Genomic DNA, 23625 nt, shown 5'->3' with positions numbered 1-23625 from the left:
CGCGGCTGCGGCTGCGGCTGCCGCTCAACGACGCCGACGACCGCCCCGCCTGACCACCGGGCGGCCGGCGGGTGCTCAGGTGATCAGGCTGTGCAGGCAGGCGAGCATGCTGCGTGCCTGGACACTCAGGTAGTGGCTGTGTCGCAGCAGCGCCACAAGCTGGTGCACGGCGATCCAGCGGAACGCCCGATGCTCCAGCTCGGCGCCGCGACTGGTCTCGACGATCATGTACCGGTTGAGCGCGTGGAAGAATCGACCGCCCTCCTCGGACAGCACGGTGTCGAAGTGGATCTGGTCGGCAGGCGCGTTGAGAAAGTCTGGGAGGAACCGCGGCCGGTCGCCGGGTGGCAGCATCTCGTGGTTGCCGGGGATGCACTGCACGGTGGGACCGAGTTCGACGACGTCGAGATAGCCGGGCTCGACTCTGGCCTGCACGAGGACGTGCAGCACGCCGCCGATGTCCTGCACCAGGAGTCCGATCAGCCCGGTGCCGACCGGCTCGATCATCGGCTGCGTCCAGTGGGCGACCTCACGCCCGCCCGCCGAGACGCCGACTCCGATGACCGAGAAGAACCGGCCGCTCTCGTGGACGATCGCGTCCTCGGTCCGATGCCAGCCGGTCACTTCGTTCAGCGGGATCCGCCGGGTCTCGACGTCGAGCCCGCAGCGCATCTCGGTGATCCAGCTGAGGACCTCGCCCGTGGTGTGCAGACTGCCGGCGGTCTCGTCGCAGGCACGGATCAGCGACTCGCGGATCGCGCCGCCGCCGGGCAGCACCCTGTGCACACCGGCGCCAGCGAACGGCAGGCATGACAGCACGGTGCGAGCGTCCATGTTCACCAGATCGTCTGCGCTGAGCAAGGCATGGATCTGGCCGAGCGTGAGCCAGCGGAACCCGTCCAGCACCTCGACGTCCCCGGTCACCTCGACGACCATGTTCCGGTTGCGCTTGCGGTAGAACCAGGACCCCTGCTCGGACTGGCGTACATCGCCGATCACCCGGTGCATACCGGGGTGGCGGAAGTAGTCCAGGTACGGCACGGCGCGACCGTTGTGTACCCGCGTGTAGTTGCTTCGGGTCGCCTGTACGGTCGGCGACAACTGCAGGCCGTTGCCGTTGCCCGGTTCCACCTTCGCCTGCATCAGGAAATGCAGTACCCCGTCGAACTCCTTGGCGATGATGCCGAGAATTCCGATCTCCGGCTGGTGGATGATCGGCTGGCGCCAGTGGGCGACCGGCCCGCCGGGAACCGCCACGTCGATGCCCTGCACCACGAAGAACTTGCTCAGGTCGTGGCGGATGTCGCCGGTCGCCGGGTCGGTGTGCCAGCTCTTCAGCGCCGACAACGGAATCCGGCGTACGTCGGTGTACGCGCGCCGGGCGAATTCGTCAAACCAGCCCCGGACGTCCGCGACGCCGGCGCCGTCGCGGACGAGAGCCGAGCGGGCTAGGCGCAGGTGGATCGGCTCACGATCGACCCGTAACGTCGTGGCAGGGGGCAGGACAGGCATGCGGCAGTCCTCCGTCGTCGTTACCAAGTGCGAAGTCTCGACGGTCGCGCACCCGTCACGGGTAACCGTCGACGATGGCTGGATCCGCGCTCTACTGGCGCGCGAGCAGGCTCGCGCACCGGCCCGGTCACAGCTTGGCCAGAACCGTTTGGAGCGCATCGATGATCCGGTCCTGCTTCGCCGGCTCCAGCGCGGGATACATCGGCAGCGAGAAGATCTCCCCCGCCAGCTTCTCCGTGATCGGCAGGGCGCCCTCGGCATAGCCCAGGTGCGCGAAGCCGGTCATCGTGTGCACCGGCCAGGGATAGCTGATGTTGAGGTTGATGTCGTACTCGCGCAGAGCGGCGATGATCTCGTCCCGCCGGGGATGGCGCACCACGTAGACGTAGTAGACGTGCTCGTTGTGGGGTGCGACCACCGGCAGCGCGAGGTCCGTCCCGGCCAGCGCGGCGGCATACCGGTCGGCCACCGCCCGCCGAGCCGCGATGTAGCTGTCCAGCCGGCGCAGCTTGCGGCGCAGGATCTCCGCGTGGACCTCGTCGAGGCGGCTGTTGTGACCGGGCGTCTCGACGACGTAGTAGCGCTCCTCCATGCCGTAGTACCGCAGCCTGCGCAGCCGCCGGGCCGTCTCGTCGTCGTCGGTGACGACCGCTCCCCCGTCGCCGTATGTGCCGAGCACCTTGGTGGGGTAGAACGAGAACGCGCTGGCGTCACCGGTCGTTCCGGCCAGCCGGCCGCGGTGGCGCGCGCCGTGCGCCTGCGCGCAGTCCTCCAGCAGGATCAGATCGTGGGCGTCGGCGAGTGCGCGCAGTTCGGTCAGGTCGACGCACTGTCCGTACAGGTGAACCGGCAGGATGCAGGTGGTCCGCGGGCCGACCACGCTGCTCACCGCTGAGTTGTCCATCAGGTACGTGTCACTGTCGACGTCGACGAAGACCGGCACCGCGCCGACCGAGTCGATCGCGACGATCGTCGGCGCTGCAGTGTTCGACACCGTGATCACCTCGTCGCCCGGGCGGACCCCGGCCGCCTGCAGCGCGAGCTTGATCGCGTTCGTGCCGTTGTCGACGCCGACGCAGTGGGCCATCCCGTGCCAGGCCGCATACTCCGCCTCGAACGCCTTTACGCTCTGGCCCAGCACCAGTTGACCGGACCGGAACACGGTGTCGACCGCGTCGAGGATGTCGTCCCGCTCGGTCTCGTACTCGCCGAGGTAGTCCCATACGTTGTCGCTCATCGATGCGCCGGCCCCTCATCCGTTCGCTGCGCCAGGCTAGGTCGGCACGACGTTCGCAGCACGCGCTCGGGAACCGCTGCAACGCGGCTCGATACACCTTGGTGAGCCGTTCAGCACGTCGCGAGCGGGCTCTGCCAGGGTTCTTGGCCGACACCCTCCCCTTTTCGCAGGAGCGCCGATGTACAGCGCCGATCTGGCCGACGTGTACGAGCAGATCTATCAGAGCCGGGGCAAGGACTGGGGCGCCGAAGCCGTCCTCGTCGACGAGGTCGTGCGCCGGCACCGCCCGGCGGCGCGCACGCTGCTCGACGTCGCCTGCGGAACCGGGGCCCATCTCGAAGCGCTGTCCCGCCGATTCGCGCACGTCGAGGGCCTCGAACTGGCCGAACCGATGCGGGAGCGGGCCAGGCTGCGGCTGCCCGGCGTCCACATCCGGGCCGGCGACATGCGCGACTTCGACCTGCACACCACCTTCGACGCGATCACGTGCATGTTCTGCTCGATCGCGTACGTGGACACGGTCGAGGAGATGCGCGCCGCCATCGGTTGCATGGCGCGGCACCTGGCGCCCGGAGGGGTCCTGGTCGTCGAGCCCTGGTGGTTCCCTGAACAGTTCATCGAGGGCTACGTGGCGGGTGACCTGGCCCGTGGTGAGGACCTCACGATCGCCCGGATCTCCCACTCGACACTCGACGGCCGGGCCACCCGGATGGAGGTCCGGTTCCTGGTCGCCGACGAGTCGGGTATCCGCGAGTTCGTGGAGATCGACCGCCTGACGCTGTTCACGCGTGAGGAGTACGAATCAGCTTTCCGCGATGCCGGATGCTCGATCGAGTTCCTCCCCGGCCCGCCGACCGGGCGCGGCCTGTTCGTCGGTATCCGACAGTGAGGGCGTGCGGCACCGTCATCCGGCCGCACGCAGCATTCTCGCCGGAGAACCAGTCACGCGTGCCACGTCGCGGACCGCCTCGACCAGTTGGGCCTGCCGCAGGGTGGCCCGCTCCTCGATCGGCCCGTCGACACCGGAGCGAACCGCCTGGACGAACGCCCGCACCGCGTTGCGTACCTGCGGGTCGGCTGGCATCGCCAACTCGGTGGCCTGATCCTGGCGTTCGACCCGGACCGGCGGTTTCAGCTGGTCCGGCGGCGTGAACGCCCGGTCGACGGCGATCCGGCCGGTGCTGCCCCACAGCGCGTACTCGCACCGGTAGGAGTGGTCGAAGCCGAACGCCAGCTGTACCGCCACGCCGTCCGGCGCGGCCAGCAGGGCGGATCCGGCCACGTCGACGCCGGTGGTCTCGTCGTACCGCAGGGTGGCGGCGAGCACCTCGAGCTCCGGCAGGAACAGCTGCGCCGCCCGCAGCGGGTACACCCCCACGTCGAGCAGTGCGCCGCCGCCGAGGGCCGGCTGGTAGCGGAACCCGGCCGGATCGAGTGGCGGCACACCGAACGAGCTGGAGAACACCTGCAGCCGGCCGATGGCGTTGGCGGCGACCATGGCCCGGACTGCGTCGTGCTGCGAGTGGTGCAGGAACATGAAGTTCTCGGCGAGGACACGTCCGCGTTCGCGGGCGACGGCCATCAGTTCGACCGTCTCCACGTGCGTGGTGCACAACGGCTTCTCGGCGAGCACGTGTTTGCCGGCCTGCAGCGCCTCCGCCACCCACTCGTAGTGCAGCCGCGGCGGCAGCGGGATGTACACCGCCTCGACGTCGTCGCGCTTGAGCAGATCGCGGTAGCCGGTCACCGCCGCGCAGCCGAACCGGCCGGCGACCTGTTCGGCCTTGGACCGGCTCCGGCTGGCCACCGCGACGACCTCGACACCGTCGAGCCCTGCGATCGTGGGCATCAACCGCCGGATGGCGATGTCGGCGCACCCGAGCACGCCCATCCGAAGCACAGAACCGGATCCAGACAACGGGCACCTCTCAGCGCGGGCGTACGTGCGAACCAAGGCGACCCTGGCGGGCACGCCTCATCGGCTGCTCGACACCCGCTCGATCGGGTTCGGCGGCAACTTACGCATCGTCGACAGCACCGAGTCGAGCCGTTCCCGGGCGTACAGGTGCGCCACCCTCGGGAACGAGTAGTGCAGCTGGTCTCGGGCGCCGGGTACGACACTCACCTTCAGCAGGTGGTTGTCGGCGAACCGCTCCAGGAGCCGCTCCGCCGGCAGGACCTCCCAGCCGAGCAGGTCGGCTACGGCCTCAGCGGTGAACTCCCCGTGCGGCAGCATGCTCAGCAGCCGGAAGGTGCTCTGCTCCACCCGGTTGAGCAGGTCGTAGCTCGCGTCGTATGCCGATCGCACATCCAGCTCGCCGAGGCACAGCTCGTCGAGTACCTCGCGCGATCTCTGCAGATGCTCGGCCATGCCGCTGAGCGAGCGGGCCGGTACCGCGGCGAGCCGCGCGCCGATGCACCGCAACGCGAGCGGCAGCCGGCCCACCATGTCGACGAGGGTGCGGGCGGCCCGCTGTTCGCGGTCGACACGGTCCCGGCCGATGATGCGGGCGAGCAGCTCCAGACTCTCGGCGTGGTCGAACACGTCGAGATCGATGTTCCAGAGGCCGCCCAGCCCGTACAGGCGGCGACGTCCGGTGACGACGACCGCGCACCGCGGGTCGCTCGGCAGCAGTAGCCGCACCTGGTCGACGGAGGCGGCGTCGTCGAGGAGCACCAGGAGCCGCCGTCCCGCCGTCGCCGACCGGTACGTCTTGCACCGCTCGGTGAGGTCGTCGGGGATGTGCTCCTCCGCCAGACCCAGCGTCCGCAGAAAGCCGTGCAACACCTCGGCCGGGTCCAGGGCCCGGCCTGAGGATCCGTTGAGGTCGGCGTACAGCTGGCCCCCGGGGTACGAGCGCCGCAGCCGGTGCGCCAGGTGCGTCGCGAGGGCGGTCTTGCCGACACCGGGCATGCCGGTGATGAACCCGATGCGGGTCGCGGTCCGCGACCCGACGTCCGCGTCCATCGCGAGGTGTGCGCCGAGTTCGGCGAGTACGCCGGCCCGTCCGGTGAAGTCGGCGATGTCGGTCGGCAGCTGGGCGGGCCGCGGCAGCTGACTCGCCGGGGCGGTGGGCACGGGCCGGGGCTGTTCGGACACCGTCCGGCGACCCGGAGCCGGCTCGGCGGGCGTCTGCCCGCCGGCGACGATCCGCTCACGTGCCGGCGGCCCGGGCTGGCTCGGTACCATCGGGGCGTCGGACAGCAGCGAATGGTGCAGCGCGCCGAGGGCGTGGCCCGGTTCGAGCCCAAGGTCCTCGATCATTCTGCCGCGCAGGGTCCGGAAGACTTCGAGGGCCTCCTGACGGCGGCCGGAGCGGTGCAGTGCCAGCATGAGCGAAGCGTGCAGCTGCTCGTCGAGCGGGCGGGTGAGGACGAGGGCTTTCAGTTCACTGACCAGCTCGTTGTGCCGGCCGAGGGTGAGATCGGCCTGAATGCGCAAATCGAGGATGCGGGCCCGGAGTTCTTCGAGGCGGGTCACGTACGAGGTGAGCAACGCGCCGGGCACCACGTCGACCAACGCGGCCCCGCGCCACAGGGCGAGGGCACGGCGCAGCGTCGTCGCGGCCCGCTCGGCGTCATCGGCCTCCAGTAGCGCGCGTCCCTCGGCGGCGTCGGTCTCGAACCGGTACAGGTCGACCGCCTCGTCCGGGACGTTGAGCAGGTAGCCACCCGGCTTGGTGGACAGGATCGGCTCCGACCCGCACCCGACCAGGGCCCGGCGCAGCTTGTACACGTAGGTCTGCAGGGTCGTCATCGCGCTTGCCGGAGGGTCCTGCTCCCACAGCTCGTCGATGAGCTCGCCGGTCTGCACGAGGGCGTTTCGACGCAGCAGGAGAAGCGAAATGACCTGGCGCGGCTTGGGTGCGGTAGGAACGACCTCCCGTCCGTTGGCGTACATTTCCAGAGGCCCGAGCACTCGAAAGTCCATTGAGTCCCCCAAACTCGACGTTCGGTGTAGACGAGGTCGAGCGTAAACGACCTTTACACCGCAGGCCAAAGACTCGGCACCGCAGTGCACAAAGGAAGCAGAGAGTGGTATCGAAAGTAGTAGAGCGTCGATATGGGCATTTCAGAGGTGGCGTTGGCGACGAGTTGGGCGCCCAATTTGTTGCATGCATGTAAACATATCTTGCAGCCATCTTGGGAATGCTGGACAGCCGAGAGATTGACCGGCCTTAAGGCCCCTGTCAATTCTTGGTGCGACTACGAAAGGGCCGCACCGCCCCTGCGACGAGGCCCGGCCGGGAGGAATTGCGGGCGCCCGGAGGTTGAATGATCGAGGCGGCCACCGCCTTGTTGACGGCATCGATTCGCGAGACCGCGCTGAGCTTGGCGAAGATGTTGCGCAGGTGCCGCTTCACGGTTGTCTCCGCGAGAGACAGACGGGTCGCGATCTGTGCGTTGCTGAGGCCCTCGGCGGTAGCAGCGAGCACTTCGAGTTCGCGCGGCGACAGCACTTCGTCGCGCCGGCCGTAGACATGGTCGAGGCTGCTGCGTGAGACTCCGAGCACGACCCGGGCCCGATCGCGCGAGACGGCTCGGACCGCGCTCACCAGGTCGTGCCGCGCCACGCTCTTGTGCAGATAGCCCCGCACGCCGACCTCGAGCAGATCGCGCACCAGCTCCGGGCCATCGAGCATGCTCAGGATGATGACGGCCGTGTCGGGTGACCCCTCCCTGATCCGGCGCACCGTGCCGACGGGGTCGCCACCCGGGATCTCGATGTCCAGCACGACGACATCGGGCCGGACCGCCGTCGAGACGGTCACTGCGGTGACGCTGTCACCGGCCTCGGCGACGACCGACAGATCCTGCTCGGTCTCGAGGATCTGGCGCACTCCATGCCGGATGAGTTCGTGGCCATCCACGATCATCAATGTCGTCGGGCGGACGTGACCAACAGGCGACCCCATCGCCGGTGACGTCGAGTCGGGCTCCGATCGTGAATCGATCTTCATCAACACCTCAGCGAGTCGGTGAGCACCCGCCAGCCCCCGCCGGAAACATGCCCCTGTGAGTGAAAAGAGTACGTCGATGCCTTACGAAAGAGTACCAGCGAAGCCCATTCTGCCAAGAGATCGAATCTCAATGGAACATCAGTGTTCCATTACTGGAGTTTCGTGTGCTAGATTCAGGGCGCCGAGAGGAGGCGCAGCATGCCGACCAGACCTGCGCTCATCGCCCGTGACCTGTGCAAGAAGCTAGGCAAGACGAAGGCGTTGGACGGCTTCGACCTCACGGTCATGGAGGGCACGGTGTGTGGCCTTCTCGGCCCGAACGGCGCGGGCAAGACCACCGCGGTGCGCATCCTGACAACCCTGCTTCTGCCCGACAGCGGCAGCGCGACCGTCGCCGGGTTCGACGTGGTACGCGAGCCCGCCCGGGTGCGCTTCCAGATCGGACTCACCGGGCAGCAGCCGACCGTCGACGAGATGCTGACAGGCCGCGAGAACCTGCGCATGTGGGGCCGCCTGTACCATCTTCCGGCCCGGGCGGCGCGGATCCGCGCCGACGAGCTGCTGGAACAGTTCAGGCTCACCGACGCAGCCGACAAGCAGGTTCGGCACTACTCCGGCGGCATGCGCCGCCGGCTCGATCTTGCCATCGCGTTCATCCTCGCCCCACGGTTGCTCTTTCTCGACGAGCCGACCACCGGCCTCGACCCTCGGAGCCGCAACGAGGTCTGGAACGCCGTGCGCATGTTGACCCACGGCGGTACCACCGTTCTGCTGACGACGCAGTACCTCGACGAGGCCGACCAGCTCGCCGATCAGATCGCCGTGATGGCCCACGGCCGCGTGATCGCCGACGACACCCCGGAGCAGCTCAAGTCCACCCTCGGCGGCGACCAGCTCGACATCGTCGTGCGCGACGCCGCTGAGCTGGCCGCGGCTACCGCCCTGGTGGAACGCGTCACCACGCAGAGTGCGCACAGCGAGCCAGACACCCGCCGCATCAATGCTCCGGTCAAAGACCGGGTCGGCACGCTCGTCGAGGTGACGCGCCGGCTCGCTGAGGCCGGCATCGACGTCGCTGACATCGCGCTGCGCAGGCCGACCCTCGACGAGGTGTTCCTGCGGCTGACCGCAGACCCGGCGCAGGAGGGCATACCCATCGATCAGACCAAGGAGCCGGTCGGATGAACCCGACGGTCGTATCGTCGCCGGACCGCCTCACCGGACACCTGCGCTGGACGTTGACCGAGAGCTTCGTCATGTGGCATCGCAACCTGATCAGCTGGGTTCGCGTGCCGATTCAGATGGCATACAGCCTGTTCTGGCCGGTTGAGATGGTCGTGCTGTTCGGCTTCGTGTTCGGCGGCGCGATGGCCGTCGACGGGGTCGACAACTACCGCGAATACCTCATGCCGGGCCTGTTCGGCCAGACCATGCTCTTCGGCATCGTCACCACCCTGATGACGGTCGCCAACGACAGCTCCAAGGGGGTGACCGACCGCCTCCGCTCGATGCCGATCTCGCGTTCGTCGGTCGTGCTCGGGCACTGCTTCACCGGAATGTTCCACTCCTTCCTCGAACTGGTCAGCCTGATCCTGTGCGGCCTGGCCATCGGCTGGCGCTGGCACAACGGCTGGGAGAGCGCCGTTCTGGCGGTGCTGCTACTGCTGTTGCTGCGATACTCGCTGATCTGGGTGGGCATCTACATCGGACTCCGGCTCTCCCCGGAGGCCGCCGGGTCGTCGTTCGTGGTGCTGTTTCCGGTCTCGCTGCTGGCCAACACGTTCGTGTCGCCGGAGCAGATGCCGACGTGGCTACGGGTCATGTCCGAATGGAACCCACTCTCGGCGACCATCGGCGCCAGCGCCGAACTGTTCGGCAATCCCGGGCGCACCGGTGGTTCCTGGGCCGCGGACCACGCCACCCTTCTGGCCATCGTCTGGCCGCTGGTGATCACCGCGGTCTTCCTCCCGCTGGCCGTGCGTCGGTGGCGCAACCTGAGCCGGTGACGCGCCGGCCGACCAGCGATCGTCGATCCCCGCGCGAGGCGTCCCTGCCAGCCTGACCGGCGCCGGGCCCGGTAGGCCCGACGCCGCACCGCAGCGAAGGGCGATCAGGTGGCAGGTAACGAACCAACCGGACCGGTAGCACCGGTCACATTCATCAACCGCTTCACGGTGCACGCGTCCGCGGAGGAGTTCGAACGGACGTTCGCCGCGACCACCGCGTTCATGGCCGCGCAGGACGGCTACCTCGGCAACACGTTGCTGCGACACACCACCGACGAGCAGAGCTACGTCAACATCGCGGTGTGGCGCGACGCCGAACGATTCCACAACGCGCTGGCACAACCCGGATTCACCCCGCACGCCCGCGCCCTGCGAGCCCTGAGCAGCAGCGAACCGAACCTGTACCGGGAAGTCGCCGGAGAGCAGCGATGACCCCGTTGACCCGCCGCCGGTTGCTCGGCGGATCGATCGTCGCGGGCGGCTCCGCACTCGTCGGCGGTATCGGCGCGCCCGGCGGCGCCGCAGCCGCCGGCTGCGCACCCGAGTTCGGCGCGGTGAGCGTCGGGCGCGACGACCCGCGCTACCAGGAGCTCACGATCCGGGGCGCGAACCGCCGCTTCACCGGCACACCCGACTCGGTACGGCTGGTGAATACCCCCGCCCAGGTCGTCGAGGCGGTCCGGGACGCCCGGCGCACCGGAGCCCGGCTCGCGGTGCGCAGCGGCGGGCACTGCTTCGAGGACTTCGTCGACAGCCCCGAGGTTCGCCTGGTCATCGACGTCTCCGAGATGCGCGGCATCTCCTACGACCCGGTGCACCGGGCCATCTCCGTGCAGTCGGGAGCAACGCTGGGCCAGCTGTACCGGACGCTGTACCTCGCGTGGGGTGTCACTCTGCCGGCCGGCGTCTGCCCCAGTGTCGGAATCGGCGGGCACCTCGCCGGCGGTGGCTACGGCACGCTGGCGCTACGGCACGGGCTCGCGGCCGACCATCTCTACGGCGTCGAGGTCGTCGTCGTCGATGCGTCAGGACGGGTGCGCACGGTCGTCGCGACCCGGGCACCGAACGACCCGAACCGCGACCTCTGGTGGGCGCACACCGGCGGCGGCGGCGGGAACTTCGGCGTCGTCACCCGCTACCTGCTGCGCTCCCCCGGCGCTACGGGCGCCAGCGCAGCCGCCCTGCTGCCCCGGCCGCCCGCCACGCTGCTGCACGCCGCGGTCAACTGGAACTGGAGCGACATCAACGAGCAGATCTTCCTCCGCCTCGTCCACAACTTCTGCCGGTGGCACGAGGAGCACGGCGGCGACGGGACGACCGACACCGGAATCGACGCGGGAATCTTCCTCTACCATAAGATCAACGGTCAGATCCAGCTCGGGGTGAACGTCGACGGCACCCGCCCGGATGCCGACGCGCTGCTCACCGGATACCTGGCCGCGCTGTCCGACGGACTCGGCATCACCAACACCGAGGAACGGTCGGTGACTCCGTGGCTGAAGGCCACCCTGTCGATGCCGCCTGCCGGCGACTACTCGTTCAAGGCCAAGGACGCGTTCCTGCGTACGGGCTGGACCGGCGAACAACTGTCCACCCTGTACCGCTATCTGTCCGAGGGCAGCTACGAGTTCTACGGCAGCAATGCCTTCATCGGGTACTTCGGCGGGAAGGTGAACACCGTCGATGCAGCGTCCACGGCGATGCCGCACCGCGACGCGCGCTTCGCCTCGGTGATCCAGTCGGTGTGGTTCACGCCTGAGCAGGAGACCAAGCTCCTCACCTGGGCCCGCGAGTGCTACCGCGATGTGTACGCCTCCACCGGCGGCGTACCGGTGCCGGGTGAGGCCTACAGCGGTACCTACATCAACTACCCGGACGTCGACATCGCCGATCCCGCGTGGAACCGGTCAGGGGTGCCCTGGCATGCGTTCTACTACCGCGACAACTATCCACGGCTGCAGCGGGTCAAGCGGACATACGACCCGCTCGACGTGTTCCACCACGGGCTATCCGTTCGGGCCTGGGAGTAGACGATGAGGATTCTGATCACCGGTGCGACCGGCAACGTGGGCCGGCACCTCATCGCGCATCTCCTCGCCCTACGCGTCGAGGTACGCGCGCTGACCCGCCAGGAACCAGCCGTCGCCGGGTTACCCGCGGGCGTCGAGATCGTCCGGGGCGACCTCGCGGCACCGGACACCCTCGGTCCCGCCTTCGACGGCGTCGACCGGATGTTCCTCTTCCCGGTCGCGGAAACCGCCGGGGCGGTGGCCGAGCGCGCCCGCGCCGCCGGGATCCGCCGCGCCGTCGTGCTCTCCTCGGACGCGGTCACCGACGGCACCGACACCGTCTACCACCTGCCGGTGGAGCGCGCGATTGAGAAGTCCGGCCTCGAGTGGACCCACGTGCGGCCCGGCGAGTTCGCGCTCAACAAGCTGGACACCTGGGGTCGCTCGATCCGCGAGAAGGGCGTGGTGCGTGCGGCCTACCCGGCGGCGCGCGGCGTACCAGTGCACGAGGCCGACATCGCGGCCGTCGCGGCGGCGGCGCTCACGAGCAACGACCACGTGGGCGCCGCGTACCGCGTGACCGGCCCGCAGCAGCTGACGCCGGGTGAGCAGGTGGCCGCGATCGCGACCGGCATCGGCCGTCCGCTCACGTTCATCGAGGTGAGCCCGGCGGAGGCACGCGCGGACCTGATCGGCCTCGGCTTCCCGGAGCAGATCGCCGACTACCTCCTCGCCTTCGAGGAGCGGTGGGTCGAACATCCACCGCAGGTCTCTCCCGATGCCGAACGGGTGATCGGCCGCCCGACCCGCACGCTCGCCGAATGGGCCGCCGACCACGTCGCGGACTTCTGACCGGACTCCCGAGAGAAGACCGGGTCGCTGTGTTCGTCGGTCACCTGACCGACGAACACAGCGACCCGTTATCGCACCGGAGGCGTCTGCGCGGTGACGAACCGGACCGGGGTGTCGATGACGAGCGGTCCCGCGCCGTCGCGCATCTCATCGAGGGCCTTGATGAGCCGGGCCCGCAGCGCGGCGGCGTCGTCGGCGGTCAGGTGGTCCCACATCAGCCGCATGCCGTGCGTGTGTGACCAGTCGACCCAAACCTCTCCGGTGGCCGCGACGAGCGGTACCGCCTCGTCATGCACGTCGACATCGACGAATCCCGCCGCCTCCATTGTCGCGCGCAGGTCGGCCGGGCCCTCCAGCCAGCTGTTGAAGCGCCGCTGCAGCGCCTCCGGCCGCCATTGCTCGGGCAGGCTGCGCAACAGATCGTTCGGAATCAGCTCGGTGAAGACCGGCGGGAGGAAGGGAAAGGTGCCGGTGCGGAACTGCGGGCTGGTGAAGCCAATCCGGCCGCCCGGCACCAACACCTGCGCGTAGCGGCGCAACGCGCTGCGCACGTCGGGCAGGAAGATGAGGCTGTAACTGCCGATCACGACGTCGAACGAGGCCGCCGGGAAGTCGACCCGTTCGCCGTCCATGACGCGTGCCTCGACGTTGCCGACGCCGCGCCGGGCGGCTTCGGCACGGGCTGTTTCGACCATGCCCGGCGCGATGTCGATGCCGACGACGCGGCCGGCCGGACCGACCCGGGCCGCAGCCGGGAACAGGCAGGCGCCGGAGCCGCAGCCGACGTCGAGGACCCGGTGGCCGGGTGCGGGCGCGACACGCTCGACCAGCCGTCGCCCCATCGGTCCGAAGAACTCGACCCCGAGCCGGTCGTAGGTCCCGGCGACCCGGTCGAAAGCAGCGGCCACCTCGGTCTTGTAGTCCGAGGCCTTGAGCGTCGTCACGGCCGCCACCCGCCGTTCTCCGGCCACGGGTCACCGAGCTGGCGCAGGGTGCCCTGGAAGTCGGGCCAGTCGCGGTGGTCGCGGATCTTGCCGTCGACGATCCGGAAGAGGTGGATCTGCTCGCCGGCGAAGCGCCGGCCGGTCGGCGGGATCCCGACGAGGTTGCCGACGTGACGGCCGTACAGCACAAGGTGGGCGCGGACCCATTCGCCGTTCTCGGTAACGTTGATCTCCTCGAGGTGCGCCTCCTCGGAGAACGTCCGGCGTACCCAGGCGACGACCATCGCGAAGGCCTTCGGACCCTGCGAGATGCCGTGTTCGAGCGTCGCCGGGTTGAGGTACTCGTCGTGGATGTACTCGTCGACGTCGTCGGTCTTGCCGGTGTTGAACGCGTTGATCACGCGCCGTACGGCGTCGGTCTGACTGCTCATGCGGTGCTCCTACCGATGGTCGGGGCGGTTGCCCGACCCTGGCAGCAGCCGATCGTCACCGGTTCGAACCCGGCTCGAACGGCGCTCGCCCACACGTACCCGACGGTCCGGTCTCCAGACAGACCCGCTCGAGGTGCGGAGCGCAGAATCCGGCCATGGGTAATGGGAACAGGTCCGCGCTGAGGCGCAGCATCGTCATCACCGGCGGCGGCACCGGCATCGGCCGCGCCGTGGCCCGCGGGTTCGCCGAGCAGGGCGATGACGTCCTGATCGTCGGCCGTACTGCGGCGAGCCTGAGGGACACCGCCGAGGGTTACCCGGGCATCCGGACGTCTGTCGCCGACATCACCGCTCCCGGCGCACCGCAGGCCGTCGTCGACGCGGCTCAGCAGGCGTACGGGCGGATCGACGTCCTGGTCAATAACGCCGCCACGTCGGTCGCGAAGCTCCTCGCCGACACCACGGAGGAGGAGATCCAGTCGCAGTTCGCGACGAATGTCATGGCACCGATCCACCTGACGCGGTGTGCTCTCGAACCCCTCGCGGCCAGCCGGGGCGTGGTGGTCAACATCAGCACGGCGGGCGCGCTCGGCCAGCGGACGTGGCCCGCCAACGGGGCGTACGGCGCGAGTAAGGTGGCGCTGGACTTTCTGACCCGCACCTGGGCCGTCGAGATGGCTCCGCGCGGGATCCGGGTCGTGGGGATCGCGCCCGGCGTCGCCGATACGGGTATCGGGGTCCGCAGCGGCATGACCGAGGAGCAGTACGCCGACTTCCTCAAGTGGATGGCCGACCGTGCGCCGGCGGGACGGGTCGGCACGCCGGAGGAGATCGCCACTTGGGTGCGCAAGCTCGTCGAGCCGGACGCCGGTTACCTGACCGGCGTAGTGATCCCGATCGACGGAGGCCTGTCCCTCACCTGACGCCGTGACGTGCCGTCAGCCGTTCGAGGACTGGTACCACCTCGCGGGGGGCCGGCATGCCGAGGGCCTCGCGCCGCAGCCGCGCCGCCCGGTCGCGAAGCCGTCTGTCAGTCAGGGCCCGCTCCACCAGCGCGGAGGTCGCGGGCACCTCCCGCACGCGCAGACCCGCGCCAAGCTGCTCGAGGCGGCTCGCCTTCAACCCGGTGTCCCACAGCATGTCCGGCACCAGCACCTGCGGCACCCCGTGCACGAGCGCGGTCTGGAACGAACCGGCTCCGCCGTGGCTCACCACGGCGGAGCAGAGCGGCAGCAGCGCGTCCAGCGGCGCGAAGTCCACCACCCGTACGCGCTCGGTGTCGACGCCGTCGCGCTGACCGCCCGACAATGTCGCCACCACCTCGACGCCCAGGTCGGCGATCCCGTCCAGCAACCGGGCGACGGGTACGCGGTCCGCGCCCCAGATCTCCCGGTGTGAGATTCCCATCGTGACGCATACCCGGGGCACCTCCGGATCGAGTTCGGCCAGCCACGCCGGAACGACCGAGGGCCCGTTGTACGGCACGTATCGCATGCCGATGCGGGGCGATGCGGTGCCCAGGCTCAACGAGGACACCACCGGATCCACGGTCCACTGCCCGACCACCACGTCCTCGCTGAACGTGCTTCCGTGCCTGCGCAGCACGCCGTCGAGCCACTCGCGCAGCGGATCGTCGCATGCGGACGCGGGGCGTCGTGCGGCCGCGCGCAGGAACGCGCCGCGGGCGTGGCCGAGGATGTCCAGTCCGAACAGCACCCGCGCATGGGCGGCGCCGCACGCCGCCGCCGCCACCGGGCCGGCGAACGACATCGTGTCCCACAGCACCAGATCGGGCTTCCACCTGCGGGCGAACTCCACCAGGCCGTCGACCATGCCGTCGGTGTAGTACCGAAAGACCATCGGCGTGTACGCCGCGAAGACGCCGAGAAGGTAGTCGTAGGTGAGCGTCGTCGGGTCGGTCTCGGCGAGGTCGAGCAGCTCCGGCCAGTCCGCCCAACCGAAGGTCCCGCCGCTGTCTTGTGCGGCACCGCTCTCGACGTCCCCGCCGGTGTCCTGTTCACCGACGCTCGGGATCGGCTCGCCGACCCCTGCGAACGGCAGGCCGGCGCTGACGACGTGCTCCTCCCCCTCGGGGTGGGTCGCGACGCACACGTCGTGGCCGACCGCACGTAGCGCCCACGCGATCGGCACGAGGCTGTAGATATGGGACCGGACCGCGAAGGTCGTCAGGAGTACCCGCATACCGCGAAGCTAGGAGCGGGCCGTGGTGGCCGGCTCGAAGCGCGCTGGGCAGCCCGTCAGCGAAAGTCGTCGGCGTGGTCCTGAGCCCACTGCGCGAACGTGCGCCCGGGCCGGTTGGTCACACTCTCGGCCGTGGGGTGCTCCTCCACCGTGTCCTTGTCGTACTGGTGCTCGGCCTCCGGCGTCGTCTCCTCGTTGGAGTACGTGACGAGACCTAGCAGGAACGGTGCGTTCGCTGCTGCCCAGCCACCGAGCGCCTGGTAGTACGCCAATGCCTCCTGCGCGGTGACGTCCTTGAAGGACAGTTCCCGTCCGACCGCCGCGGCGATCGCCTCCAGCTGCTCGGCGTGGGTGAGCGGCTGCGGCCCGACGATGGTGTAGGCCTTACCTGTGTGCCCGTCTTCGAGTAGCGCGAGAGCAGCGATGTCGGCGACGTCACGCTCGTGCGTCGGCACGCCGACGGCGTCCGGATGCGGGTCGTACACTGCGTTCTCGGCACGGATCGACGGCGCCCACATGTGCAGAGTGTTGGTCGCGAACTCGCCGGGCCGGACATGGGTCCACTCCAGGCCGGACTCCTCGACTGCCCGCTCGACCGGCAGGTGGAAGTCGGTGTCGTAACCCGTGGTCACCGCCCCCGACGACAGCACGACGATGCGCCGCACGCCGGCCTTCACGGCGCGGGCGACTACCTCACGCGCGGTCTCCGGTGCCGGGAAGAGGTACATCCGCTCGACGCCTTCAAGCGCCTCGCTCAACGAGTCCGGCCGGCTCAGGTCGCCGCGGACCAGGTCCACGCCGGCCGGCACCTCTGCCCTGGCCGGGTCGCGGGTCAGCGCGCGGACGTCGACGCCGGCGGACACCAACTGCGGCAGGACGTTGCGGCCAACGTAACCCGTCGCACCGGTCACAAGGATCCTCATCGTTGCTCCCATTGGCTTGTAGGGGTGGTGTCCGGTCGCGTTCACGCGTCGCGGACGACACCACGCTCGAGCGTGCGGATGACCGTCGACGTGACCTCGTGCCGCGACATCATGCCCTGGCCGGACATTTCGCAGCCGGTATAGACCAGCGACCACAGGACGTGCTGGATCCACCGCGCATCAACGGCGTGATCGAAGACCCCCTCCTGCTGACCTCGCTCGATCAGCAGGATGACCGGCTGCACGATCGGCGGCTTCTCGGGCTTACGGTTGGCGAACTCCTCCGCCAGCCGTGGGTCGCCGAACAGGAACAGCAGACGGTCGCCGAGCTCCACCATGGCCGCCACCAGGCGGCGCATGGCGTCGAGCGGCTTGCCCTGCTCGACGTGCGCGTCGACGACGGCTTGCTCGATCGCCGTGTAGCAGTCGGCGACCACCGAGTTGATCAGCTCGTCGCGGTCGGGGAAGTAGCGGTGCAGTGTGCTACGACCCACGTCGGCCGCCACCGCGACGTCGGCCAGGGTGGCCGAACGATTGTGCGCGAAGACCGACGCCGCAGCGTTGAGAATCGCGCGCCGGGTTCGGTTGCGCGTTCCGGACTCCGGCACCTCCGTGACCATTGACCCAGCCTAGCAGGATAGTGGCCCAGAGCGGAACATGAGTGCAACTAATTTGGAGATCGTACTCCACGATTGGCACATCCTGATCCCACTTCTCCGGCTCGAAAGCGGAGACGGAGTCATCGAGTCCGACTCGAGCGGATCGCAAGCGCCCGGTGCGAATCTCTGGGCCTGAGGCAGCCGCCGTCCGCATTCGAGGAGACCTTCATGCGGGTCCTGTTCACGACGTTCGCTGCCCCCTCGCACCTGCAGATCCAGGTGCCGATCGCGTGGGCGCTGCGCGCAGCCGGGCACGACGTCCGGATCGCGGGCCAGCCGGATCTCGCCGACGCCGTCGCGCGGACCGGCCATCTGTTCGTGCCCGTCGGCGAGCCGCTCGCCCTGTCCGAACAGATCGACCGGCCCGACGACGGCTCCGTCGACTTCACGGCACTGGCCGACCTGAGCTGCCGGCGGCCCGACCGGCGCACGCGCGAATACCTGCGCACCGCCCTGGCGATATCCACCGACGTCTACCGAGCACTGAACCCGGAGCCGATGATCGCACAGCTCGTCGACCTCGTCTTCGACTGGAGGCCCGACCTCGTCGTCTGGGACACGATGACGTTCGGCGGCGCCGTCGCCGCGATGGCCGGCGGCGCCGCGCACGCGCGGCTGCTGTTCGGACTCGACCTGATCGCCCGCGCACGGATGGAGTACCGGCGTCACGACGCACCCGACGACCCGTTCCGCGACTGGCTCGGCAGCGCGCTCGACAAGTACGGCGTCGCGTTCGCCGAGGAAGCCGTGGTCGGGCAGTGGACGATCGATCCCGTGCCACCCTCGGTCGGGCTCGCCACCGACCAGCTTCGCGTGCCGGTCCGGTACGTGCCCTACAACGGCGCGGCCACGGCGACGGAGATGACGTGCGCCCCGGCGCACCGGCCACGCGTGTGCCTGACGCTCGGTCAGAGCGGACGCGACGTGCTCGGCCGCGACCGCACCGCGAGCGCCGAACTGCTCGCCGCCGCGGCCGACATCGACGCCGAGATCGTCGCTACGCTCGACGCACGGCAACTCGCCGGCCTCGGCCCGGTGCCGTCAAACGTCCGGGTCGTCGATTTCATGGCCCTTGACGTGCTGCTGCCAACCTGCTCGGCGATCATCAACCACGGCGGCTCCGGCTCGATGCAGACCGCGCTGCTGCACGGCGTACCGCAGGTCGTCGTGCCCGACCTGATGTGGGACACCGAATACAAGGCCGAGCTGATCGAACGTGCGGGTGCCGGGGTGTGGATCCGGGACCCGGACTTCCCCGCGCCGGCCCTGGCCGCGGCCGTCCGCCGTGTCTTGATCGATCCGTCGTACCGCGAGGCGGCGGCGCGGCTGCGACGCGAGGTGCTCGGCGCCCCGACACCGGCCGACGTCGTTCCCGCCCTCGAACTGCTCACCGAGCAGCATCGTCGGCCGGTCACCGCCGGTCCGAACTGATCGTCCATCGCCCAACCGATTCGGGAGCACCGAATGTCATCCACCATGCAGGCCCGCGCACTGAAGGTCGAAGGCGCCGTCGAATTCACCCCACGGGTCTTCCCCGACGACCGCGGGATCTTCGTCTCACCCTTCCAGGAGACCGCCTTCGTCGAGGCGCTCGGCCACCCACTTTTTCCGGTGGCCCAGACCAACCACAGCCGCTCACGCAAGGGCGTGGTCCGGGGCGCGCACTTCACCCTCACCCCGCCCGGAATCGCCAAGTACGTGTACTGCGCGCGGGGCAAGACGATCGATTTCGTCGTGGACATCCGAGTCGGTTCCCCGACCTTCGGGCAGTTCGATCAGGTCCTGCTCGACCAAGAGGCGTTCCGGGCGGTTTACCTGCCGGTTGGCGTGGCCCACGCCTTCGCCGCGCTCGAGGACGACACCGTCGTGTCGTACATGCTCTCCGACGGCTACGTCGAGGCGCACGAAAAGGCGGTCAACGTGCTGGACCCGGCGCTGAATCTGCCGCTGCCGACCGGCGTCGAGCGGGTGCTCTCCGATCGGGACAGGTCCGCGCCCACGATCGAGGAGGCCCGCAGACTGGGTCTGCTACCGGACTACGCACAGTGCCAGAAGCTGGAGAGCGAACTGTTCGCCGCGCCCCGGGGCCGCGAGTGAGCACCGCGGTCGCGGTACTCGGGGCCACCGGTGGCGTCGGGCAGCACGTGTGCTCGGCGTTCCGTGCCTCCGGTGACCACGTGCTCGGCATCGCCCGGCGCCCATCCGCGGCGGGCTCCGCCCTCCGCCTCGACCTCGCGGAGGCTGCGCCGGCGCAGCTCGCCGCAGCGTTGACCGCACACCGCACCGAGATCGTGGTGAACGCGACGGGGGGCTGGGTCCTCAGCGCCGAAGCGATGCACCTCGCCCACGTCCAGATCGTCGAACGGCTGGTCGCCGCCAGCACACTCATGCCCGATCCGCCGCGCATCGTCCACATAGGCACCATCCACGAGTACGGCCCGGTGCCGGCCGGGACACTGATCGACGAAAGCCGCACGCCGGAGCCGCAGACCGGATACGCCCGGACGAAGCTGGCCGGTTCACAGGCGCTTCTGAACGCGACCGCCGCCGGCACCGCACGGGGCGTGGTCCTGCGCGCGGTCAACGTGTGCGGGCCGGGCACGACTTCCGCCAGCTTCCTCGGCGCGGTCCTCGACCGGATCCGCGACGTCCGGCCGGGCGACCGCGTGCCGATGACGATTGCCGACGCGCGCCGCGACTACCTCGACGTGCGGGACCTCACCGACGCGGTCGTCCGGGCGGCCCGCGCGCCCGAGAGCACGGTGGGTCAGGTCATCAACGTCGGCCGCGGCGAGGCGGTCGCCATGCGGCAGCTCGTCGACTGGCTCCTGGCCGCGGCCGGACTGCCGCCCGACACGATCGACGAGCAGGGCGCCGCGGTGCAGAGCAAGGGCGGAGACTGGACCCGGGCGGACAACCGCCGGGCGGCGCGGCTGCTCGGCTGGCAGCCGCGGACCGCGCTCGACGCGTCGCTGCGCGACATGTGGCACGACGCGGCAAGGCGATACAGCGAAGCTTGAGGGCACCACGAGCGCGCGTTCCTAGCTTGTCCGCATGACGGCGACCAGCACAGACGACGCCCTCGGCTCGACCCTCATGACACTGCGCGGCTTCCAGTGGGTGTACGGGGCCCGGCAGGACCCCTACGCCCTCCTGCTCCGGGCAGAGAGCGACGACCCCCACGAACTCGGCCGGCGCGTACGCGCGAACGGTGCGCTGACCTGGAGCAGTGCCGAGGCCTGGGTCACCGCGACGCACGCCTTGGCCGTCCGGCTGCTCCGCGACGAGCGGCTCGGGCTGCGCAAACCGCCGCCCACCGACAGCGCACCGTCGTGGGCCATGCCGACCCTCGACGACGTGCTGCCCCTCGACGACGTGGGGCTCCAACTCGACCGGACGGACTGCGAACGCTTCGGGCGAAGCGTCGCGGCCGCACTCGCCGCACCACGCCTGAAAAGGGCACACACGGAGATCACCGTCCGGATCGACCGGCTGGCCGCCGGCCTCAACGGCACGTTCGACCTGACCTCGGACTACGCGGTGCCTGTCGCCACCATGGCCACCTCTGTCCTGCTCGGCGTGCCGGCAGCGCACCAGGAGGAGTTCGCGCGGCTGTGTGCGGGCGCCGCGACCGCCCTCGACGCCACGCTGTGCCCGCCGCGGTTGGACACCGCCCGGCTGCTGCTCGACTCGATCGCCGGGCTGCGGGAACTGCTCGTCTCGCTGCCGACCGGCGCCGGTGACGACCTGCTCGGCGAGCTGACGCGCACCGAGCCGGACAGCGTCCTGCCGATGGCGCTGCTCCACTGTGCCGTCGGCGCCGACCTTACGGCGACGCTGATCGCCAACACCATGTGCGCGCTGCTCGCCGAGCCTGGGCGGTGGACAGCCGTGGCGACGGATCCGGGTCTCGCTGCCGCCGCGGTACGCGAAACCCTGCGCTTCGCGCCGCCCGTCCGGCTGCAACGCCTCGTCGCCCGCACCGACCTCGATCTGGACGGCACCGCGATCACGGCGGGCAGCGAGGTCGTGGTCCTGCTCGAAGCTGCCAATCGCGACCCCGCCGCGTTCGCCGACCCGGACCACTTCGATCCGGGACGCGAGCCGGCTGCCGAGATCCTCTGGGCGCACCCTGCGATGCCGGCCGGCGTCGTCGCCGAGACGGTACGCCGGCACGCCACCGTCGCCGTGTCCGCCCTCGCGGCACACCTGCCCACGTTGCGTGCCGCCGGCGAGGGCTACCGGCGGCTGCGGTCCCCCGTGACCGGCAGCCCGCTGTCGCGGCCCGTCGTTGCGTGAGCGAAAGGAGGCGCGGACATGCGAGTACTCATCACCTGCTTTGCCGTCGACAGCCACTTCAGCGGATGCGTGCCCCTCGCCTGGGCCCTGCGCACCGCCGGGCACCAGGTTCTCGTCGCCGGACAGCCGGCGCTCATCGAGGCCGTCGTGCGTGCCGGACTCACCGCGGCGCCGGTCGGCGTCGACCACGCCCACGATCAGATGCTCGCCAAGGTCGGCGCTGACATCCTCGCGCTGCACGACGACCGCGACTACCTGGAAAAGCGCCACGACAGGCTGGGCCTGGAGTTCCTCAGGGGCCACGAGACCGTGATGACTGCGCTGTTCTACTCCAAGGTGAACAGCGACTCGATGATCGACGACGTCGTAGACCTGGCCTACGGCTGGCAGCCGGACCTGGTGCTGTGGGAGCCGTTCACGTTCGCGGGTGCGGTCGCCGCCCGGGTCACCGGCGCGGCGCACGCCCGGCTGTTGACGATGCCGGACATGTTTCTCAGCACCCGTGAGCGACACCTGTCCATGCTCGACCGGCTACCTGCCGGGCGGCGCGACGACGTGCTCGCGTCCTGGCTCGACTCGACCCTTGCGCGCTACGGTCACGGCTTCGACGAGGAGATCGTCACCGGGCAGTGGTCCATCGACCCGATGCCCGAGGGCATTCGGATCGACACCCGGCAGCCGACCGTGCCGATACGCTACATCCCCTACAACGGCCAGGTGCCGTCGATCGTGCCGGACTGGTTGCGCGAGCCGCCCGGCAGGCCGCGTCTGTGCGTGACGCTCGGCATGACCGCCCGTACCAGCAACTGGTCGAACATGATCGCCATCGAGGACCTCTTCGAGGTCGTCGCGGAGCTCAACGTCGAGGTGGTCGCCACGCTCTCCGCCGAGGAGCAGGCCCTCGTGCCGGACGTGCCGGACAACGTCCGGCTGGTCGAACACGTGCCGCTCGACGTTCTGCTGCCGACGTGCGCCGCCGTCCTGCACCACGGGGGCCTGGGCACCTGGGCGACTGCTGCAGCGCTGGGCGTACCGCAGTTGTCGCTCGGATACATGTGGGACGCGGTCTACCGGGCCCAGCGCACCGAGGCGCTCGGTGCGGGACTGGCCCTGCACTCCTCCGACCTCACCCCGGCGAGGCTGCGCGGCCTCCTGGCCCGAATCCTCGACGAGGGCTCGTTTCGGCACCGGGCCGGACAGCTGCGCGAGGCCATGAGTGCGATGCCCTCGCCGAACGACGTGGTTCCAATGCTGGAGAAGCTCACCGCAGAGCGCGGGTGAGGCGCCGCAGCGCCGGCACCAGTTCGGCCGGTGCCGGCGCGGCGAGCATCTCGACCCGCAGCCGGGCGGCCGCGGCCGCGAACGACGACTCCTCGAGCACTCTCGACAGCAGTGCGCGCAGCTCCCGCGCCGTGCACTTCTCGGCGCTGCCGCACAGTGCCGCTCCCGCCTCCGCCACCCGCCACGACTTCAGGTGGTTGTCGAGCAACACCGCCGGCACGATGACCTGGGGTACGCCGTGGATGAGTGCGGTCTGGGAGGTGCCTGATCCGCCGTGGTGGATGATGGCGGCGCAGGTGGGCAGGAGCA

At 69.7% G+C, this 23625-nt stretch carries 23 protein-coding genes; 12 read left to right on the top strand and 11 right to left on the bottom strand.

Annotated elements, in window-relative coordinates:
• Positions 1-75: 75 nt before the first annotated feature.
• Both FB455_RS15065 and FB455_RS15060 read right to left on the bottom strand, forming a co-directional pair.
• Positions 76-1512, bottom strand: coding sequence for an NDP-hexose 2,3-dehydratase family protein (locus tag FB455_RS15065; RefSeq protein WP_030268091.1), 1437 nt, complete (start codon positions 1510-1512; stop codon positions 76-78).
• 127 nt (positions 1513-1639) lie between these two features.
• Positions 1640-2749, bottom strand: a complete 1110-nt coding sequence (locus FB455_RS15060; protein ID WP_030268089.1) for a DegT/DnrJ/EryC1/StrS family aminotransferase — start codon at positions 2747-2749, stop codon at positions 1640-1642.
• 178 nt (positions 2750-2927) lie between these two features.
• On the opposite strand from FB455_RS15060, the gene FB455_RS15055 reads away from it, so the two are divergent.
• The gene (locus FB455_RS15055; protein ID WP_013476227.1) at positions 2928-3638 is read left to right on the top strand and encodes a class I SAM-dependent methyltransferase; all 711 of its coding nucleotides are present in this window, start codon (positions 2928-2930) and stop codon (positions 3636-3638) included.
• A gap of 15 nt (positions 3639-3653) precedes the next feature.
• Here FB455_RS15055 and FB455_RS15050 read toward each other — a convergent pair whose 3' ends face one another.
• The 3 genes from FB455_RS15050 to FB455_RS15040 all read right to left on the bottom strand — a co-directional run bounded on the left by FB455_RS15050 (position 3654) and on the right by FB455_RS15040 (position 7710).
• Positions 3654-4640 (bottom strand): Gfo/Idh/MocA family protein, encoded by a 987-nt coding sequence (locus tag FB455_RS15050; RefSeq protein ID WP_030268087.1) that lies wholly within the window; start codon positions 4638-4640, stop codon positions 3654-3656.
• An 84-nt stretch (positions 4641-4724) separates the two neighbouring features.
• Entirely contained in the window at positions 4725-6650 is a 1926-nt protein-coding gene (locus FB455_RS15045; protein WP_232236597.1) for an AfsR/SARP family transcriptional regulator, read from the bottom strand.
• 289 nt (positions 6651-6939) lie between these two features.
• On the bottom strand, positions 6940-7710 hold the full coding sequence (locus FB455_RS15040; protein ID WP_013476225.1) for a response regulator: 771 nt from the start codon (positions 7708-7710) through the stop codon (positions 6940-6942).
• Between the two features lie 198 nt (positions 7711-7908).
• Between FB455_RS15040 and FB455_RS15035 the strand changes: the two genes are divergently transcribed.
• The 5 genes from FB455_RS15035 to FB455_RS15015 all read left to right on the top strand — a co-directional run bounded on the left by FB455_RS15035 (position 7909) and on the right by FB455_RS15015 (position 12577).
• Positions 7909-8895 carry a daunorubicin resistance protein DrrA family ABC transporter ATP-binding protein gene (locus tag FB455_RS15035; RefSeq protein WP_013287140.1) on the top strand — a complete coding sequence of 329 codons (987 nt, stop codon included), beginning with the start codon at positions 7909-7911 and terminating at the stop codon, positions 8893-8895.
• Positions 8892-9716 carry an ABC transporter permease gene (locus tag FB455_RS15030; RefSeq protein ID WP_013287141.1) on the top strand — a complete coding sequence of 275 codons (825 nt, stop codon included), beginning with the start codon at positions 8892-8894 and terminating at the stop codon, positions 9714-9716. The genes FB455_RS15035 and FB455_RS15030 overlap by 4 nt, the downstream gene beginning before the upstream one ends.
• Positions 9717-9824: 108 nt before the next feature.
• Positions 9825-10148: an antibiotic biosynthesis monooxygenase family protein gene (locus FB455_RS15025; protein ID WP_013287142.1), complete on the top strand. Its 324-nt coding sequence runs from the start codon at positions 9825-9827 to the stop codon at positions 10146-10148.
• Positions 10145-11746 carry an FAD-binding oxidoreductase gene (locus FB455_RS15020; protein ID WP_030268080.1) on the top strand — a complete coding sequence of 534 codons (1602 nt, stop codon included), beginning with the start codon at positions 10145-10147 and terminating at the stop codon, positions 11744-11746. The genes FB455_RS15025 and FB455_RS15020 overlap by 4 nt, the downstream gene beginning before the upstream one ends.
• 3 nt (positions 11747-11749) lie before the next feature.
• Positions 11750-12577, top strand: coding sequence for an NAD(P)H-binding protein (locus FB455_RS15015; protein WP_030268078.1), 828 nt, complete (start codon positions 11750-11752; stop codon positions 12575-12577).
• Positions 12578-12645: 68 nt separating this feature from the next.
• Here the strand turns inward: FB455_RS15015 and FB455_RS15010 are convergent, their stop codons facing one another.
• Both FB455_RS15010 and FB455_RS15005 read right to left on the bottom strand, forming a co-directional pair.
• Positions 12646-13521 (bottom strand): class I SAM-dependent methyltransferase, encoded by an 876-nt coding sequence (locus FB455_RS15010; protein ID WP_036310121.1) that lies wholly within the window; start codon positions 13519-13521, stop codon positions 12646-12648.
• Entirely contained in the window at positions 13518-13952 is a 435-nt protein-coding gene (locus tag FB455_RS15005; protein ID WP_013287146.1) for an ester cyclase, read from the bottom strand. The genes FB455_RS15010 and FB455_RS15005 overlap by 4 nt, the downstream gene beginning before the upstream one ends.
• Before the next feature lie 155 nt (positions 13953-14107).
• On the opposite strand from FB455_RS15005, the gene FB455_RS15000 reads away from it, so the two are divergent.
• Positions 14108-14875 carry an SDR family NAD(P)-dependent oxidoreductase gene (locus FB455_RS15000; RefSeq protein ID WP_052166114.1) on the top strand — a complete coding sequence of 256 codons (768 nt, stop codon included), beginning with the start codon at positions 14108-14110 and terminating at the stop codon, positions 14873-14875.
• Here FB455_RS15000 and FB455_RS14995 read toward each other — a convergent pair.
• The 3 genes from FB455_RS14995 to FB455_RS14985 are packed head-to-tail and all read right to left on the bottom strand — an operon-like array spanning position 14868 to position 17697.
• Positions 14868-16154, bottom strand: coding sequence for an activator-dependent family glycosyltransferase (locus FB455_RS14995; RefSeq protein WP_071094301.1), 1287 nt, complete (start codon positions 16152-16154; stop codon positions 14868-14870). The two genes, FB455_RS15000 and FB455_RS14995, sit on opposite strands and share 8 nt — an antisense overlap.
• Before the next feature lie 56 nt (positions 16155-16210).
• Positions 16211-17077 carry an SDR family oxidoreductase gene (locus FB455_RS14990; protein WP_013287149.1) on the bottom strand — a complete coding sequence of 289 codons (867 nt, stop codon included), beginning with the start codon at positions 17075-17077 and terminating at the stop codon, positions 16211-16213.
• Between the two features lie 41 nt (positions 17078-17118).
• Positions 17119-17697: a TetR/AcrR family transcriptional regulator gene (locus FB455_RS14985; protein WP_013287150.1), complete on the bottom strand. Its 579-nt coding sequence runs from the start codon at positions 17695-17697 to the stop codon at positions 17119-17121.
• 207 nt (positions 17698-17904) lie between these two features.
• Here FB455_RS14985 and FB455_RS14980 point away from each other — a divergent pair, with 207 nt between their 5' ends.
• Genes FB455_RS14980 through FB455_RS14960 form a run of 5 tightly spaced genes read left to right on the top strand, consistent with a single transcriptional unit; the run spans position 17905 to position 23316 of the window.
• Positions 17905-19167, top strand: coding sequence for an activator-dependent family glycosyltransferase (locus FB455_RS14980; RefSeq protein WP_071094299.1), 1263 nt, complete (start codon positions 17905-17907; stop codon positions 19165-19167).
• A gap of 45 nt (positions 19168-19212) precedes the next feature.
• Positions 19213-19833 carry a dTDP-4-dehydrorhamnose 3,5-epimerase family protein gene (locus FB455_RS14975; protein ID WP_174361802.1) on the top strand — a complete coding sequence of 207 codons (621 nt, stop codon included), beginning with the start codon at positions 19213-19215 and terminating at the stop codon, positions 19831-19833.
• Positions 19782-20756: an NAD-dependent epimerase/dehydratase family protein gene (locus FB455_RS14970; protein WP_255367937.1), complete on the top strand. Its 975-nt coding sequence runs from the start codon at positions 19782-19784 to the stop codon at positions 20754-20756. The genes FB455_RS14975 and FB455_RS14970 overlap by 52 nt, the downstream gene beginning before the upstream one ends.
• 34 nt (positions 20757-20790) lie before the next feature.
• On the top strand, positions 20791-22035 hold the full coding sequence (locus tag FB455_RS14965) for a cytochrome P450 family protein (protein WP_145753747.1): 1245 nt from the start codon (positions 20791-20793) through the stop codon (positions 22033-22035).
• 18 nt (positions 22036-22053) lie between these two features.
• Positions 22054-23316: an activator-dependent family glycosyltransferase gene (locus FB455_RS14960; protein WP_013287155.1), complete on the top strand. Its 1263-nt coding sequence runs from the start codon at positions 22054-22056 to the stop codon at positions 23314-23316.
• Here the strand turns inward: FB455_RS14960 and FB455_RS14955 are convergent.
• Positions 23297-23625 (bottom strand): nucleotide disphospho-sugar-binding domain-containing protein (locus FB455_RS14955; protein WP_356997111.1); only part of this gene is annotated, 329 nt, incomplete at its 5' end. The genes FB455_RS14960 and FB455_RS14955 overlap by 20 nt on opposite strands.

This window comes from Micromonospora sp. CNZ296 (assembly GCF_007827635.1).
This window is presented reverse-complemented; position numbering and strand designations above follow the sequence as displayed.

Coding starts and splice junctions, on each gene's coding strand:
- FB455_RS15065 (WP_030268091.1), bottom strand. CDS start 1,512: ATGCCTGTCCTGCCCCCTGCCACGACGTTACGGGTCGATCGTGAGCCG.
- FB455_RS15060 (WP_030268089.1), bottom strand. CDS start 2,749: ATGAGCGACAACGTATGGGACTACCTCGGCGAGTACGAGACCGAGCGG.
- FB455_RS15055 (WP_013476227.1), top strand. CDS start 2,928: ATGTACAGCGCCGATCTGGCCGACGTGTACGAGCAGATCTATCAGAGC.
- FB455_RS15050 (WP_030268087.1), bottom strand. CDS start 4,640: ATGGGCGTGCTCGGGTGCGCCGACATCGCCATCCGGCGGTTGATGCCC.
- FB455_RS15045 (WP_232236597.1), bottom strand. CDS start 6,650: ATGTACGCCAACGGACGGGAGGTCGTTCCTACCGCACCCAAGCCGCGC.
- FB455_RS15040 (WP_013476225.1), bottom strand. CDS start 7,710: ATGAAGATCGATTCACGATCGGAGCCCGACTCGACGTCACCGGCGATG.
- FB455_RS15035 (WP_013287140.1), top strand. CDS start 7,909: ATGCCGACCAGACCTGCGCTCATCGCCCGTGACCTGTGCAAGAAGCTA.
- FB455_RS15030 (WP_013287141.1), top strand. CDS start 8,892: ATGAACCCGACGGTCGTATCGTCGCCGGACCGCCTCACCGGACACCTG.
- FB455_RS15020 (WP_030268080.1), top strand. CDS start 10,145: ATGACCCCGTTGACCCGCCGCCGGTTGCTCGGCGGATCGATCGTCGCG.
- FB455_RS15015 (WP_030268078.1), top strand. CDS start 11,750: ATGAGGATTCTGATCACCGGTGCGACCGGCAACGTGGGCCGGCACCTC.
- FB455_RS15005 (WP_013287146.1), bottom strand. CDS start 13,952: ATGAGCAGTCAGACCGACGCCGTACGGCGCGTGATCAACGCGTTCAAC.
- FB455_RS15000 (WP_052166114.1), top strand. CDS start 14,108: ATGGGTAATGGGAACAGGTCCGCGCTGAGGCGCAGCATCGTCATCACC.
- FB455_RS14995 (WP_071094301.1), bottom strand. CDS start 16,154: ATGCGGGTACTCCTGACGACCTTCGCGGTCCGGTCCCATATCTACAGC.
- FB455_RS14990 (WP_013287149.1), bottom strand. CDS start 17,077: ATGAGGATCCTTGTGACCGGTGCGACGGGTTACGTTGGCCGCAACGTC.
- FB455_RS14985 (WP_013287150.1), bottom strand. CDS start 17,697: ATGGTCACGGAGGTGCCGGAGTCCGGAACGCGCAACCGAACCCGGCGC.
- FB455_RS14980 (WP_071094299.1), top strand. CDS start 17,905: ATGCGGGTCCTGTTCACGACGTTCGCTGCCCCCTCGCACCTGCAGATC.
- FB455_RS14975 (WP_174361802.1), top strand. CDS start 19,213: ATGCAGGCCCGCGCACTGAAGGTCGAAGGCGCCGTCGAATTCACCCCA.
- FB455_RS14965 (WP_145753747.1), top strand. CDS start 20,791: ATGACGGCGACCAGCACAGACGACGCCCTCGGCTCGACCCTCATGACA.
- FB455_RS14960 (WP_013287155.1), top strand. CDS start 22,054: ATGCGAGTACTCATCACCTGCTTTGCCGTCGACAGCCACTTCAGCGGA.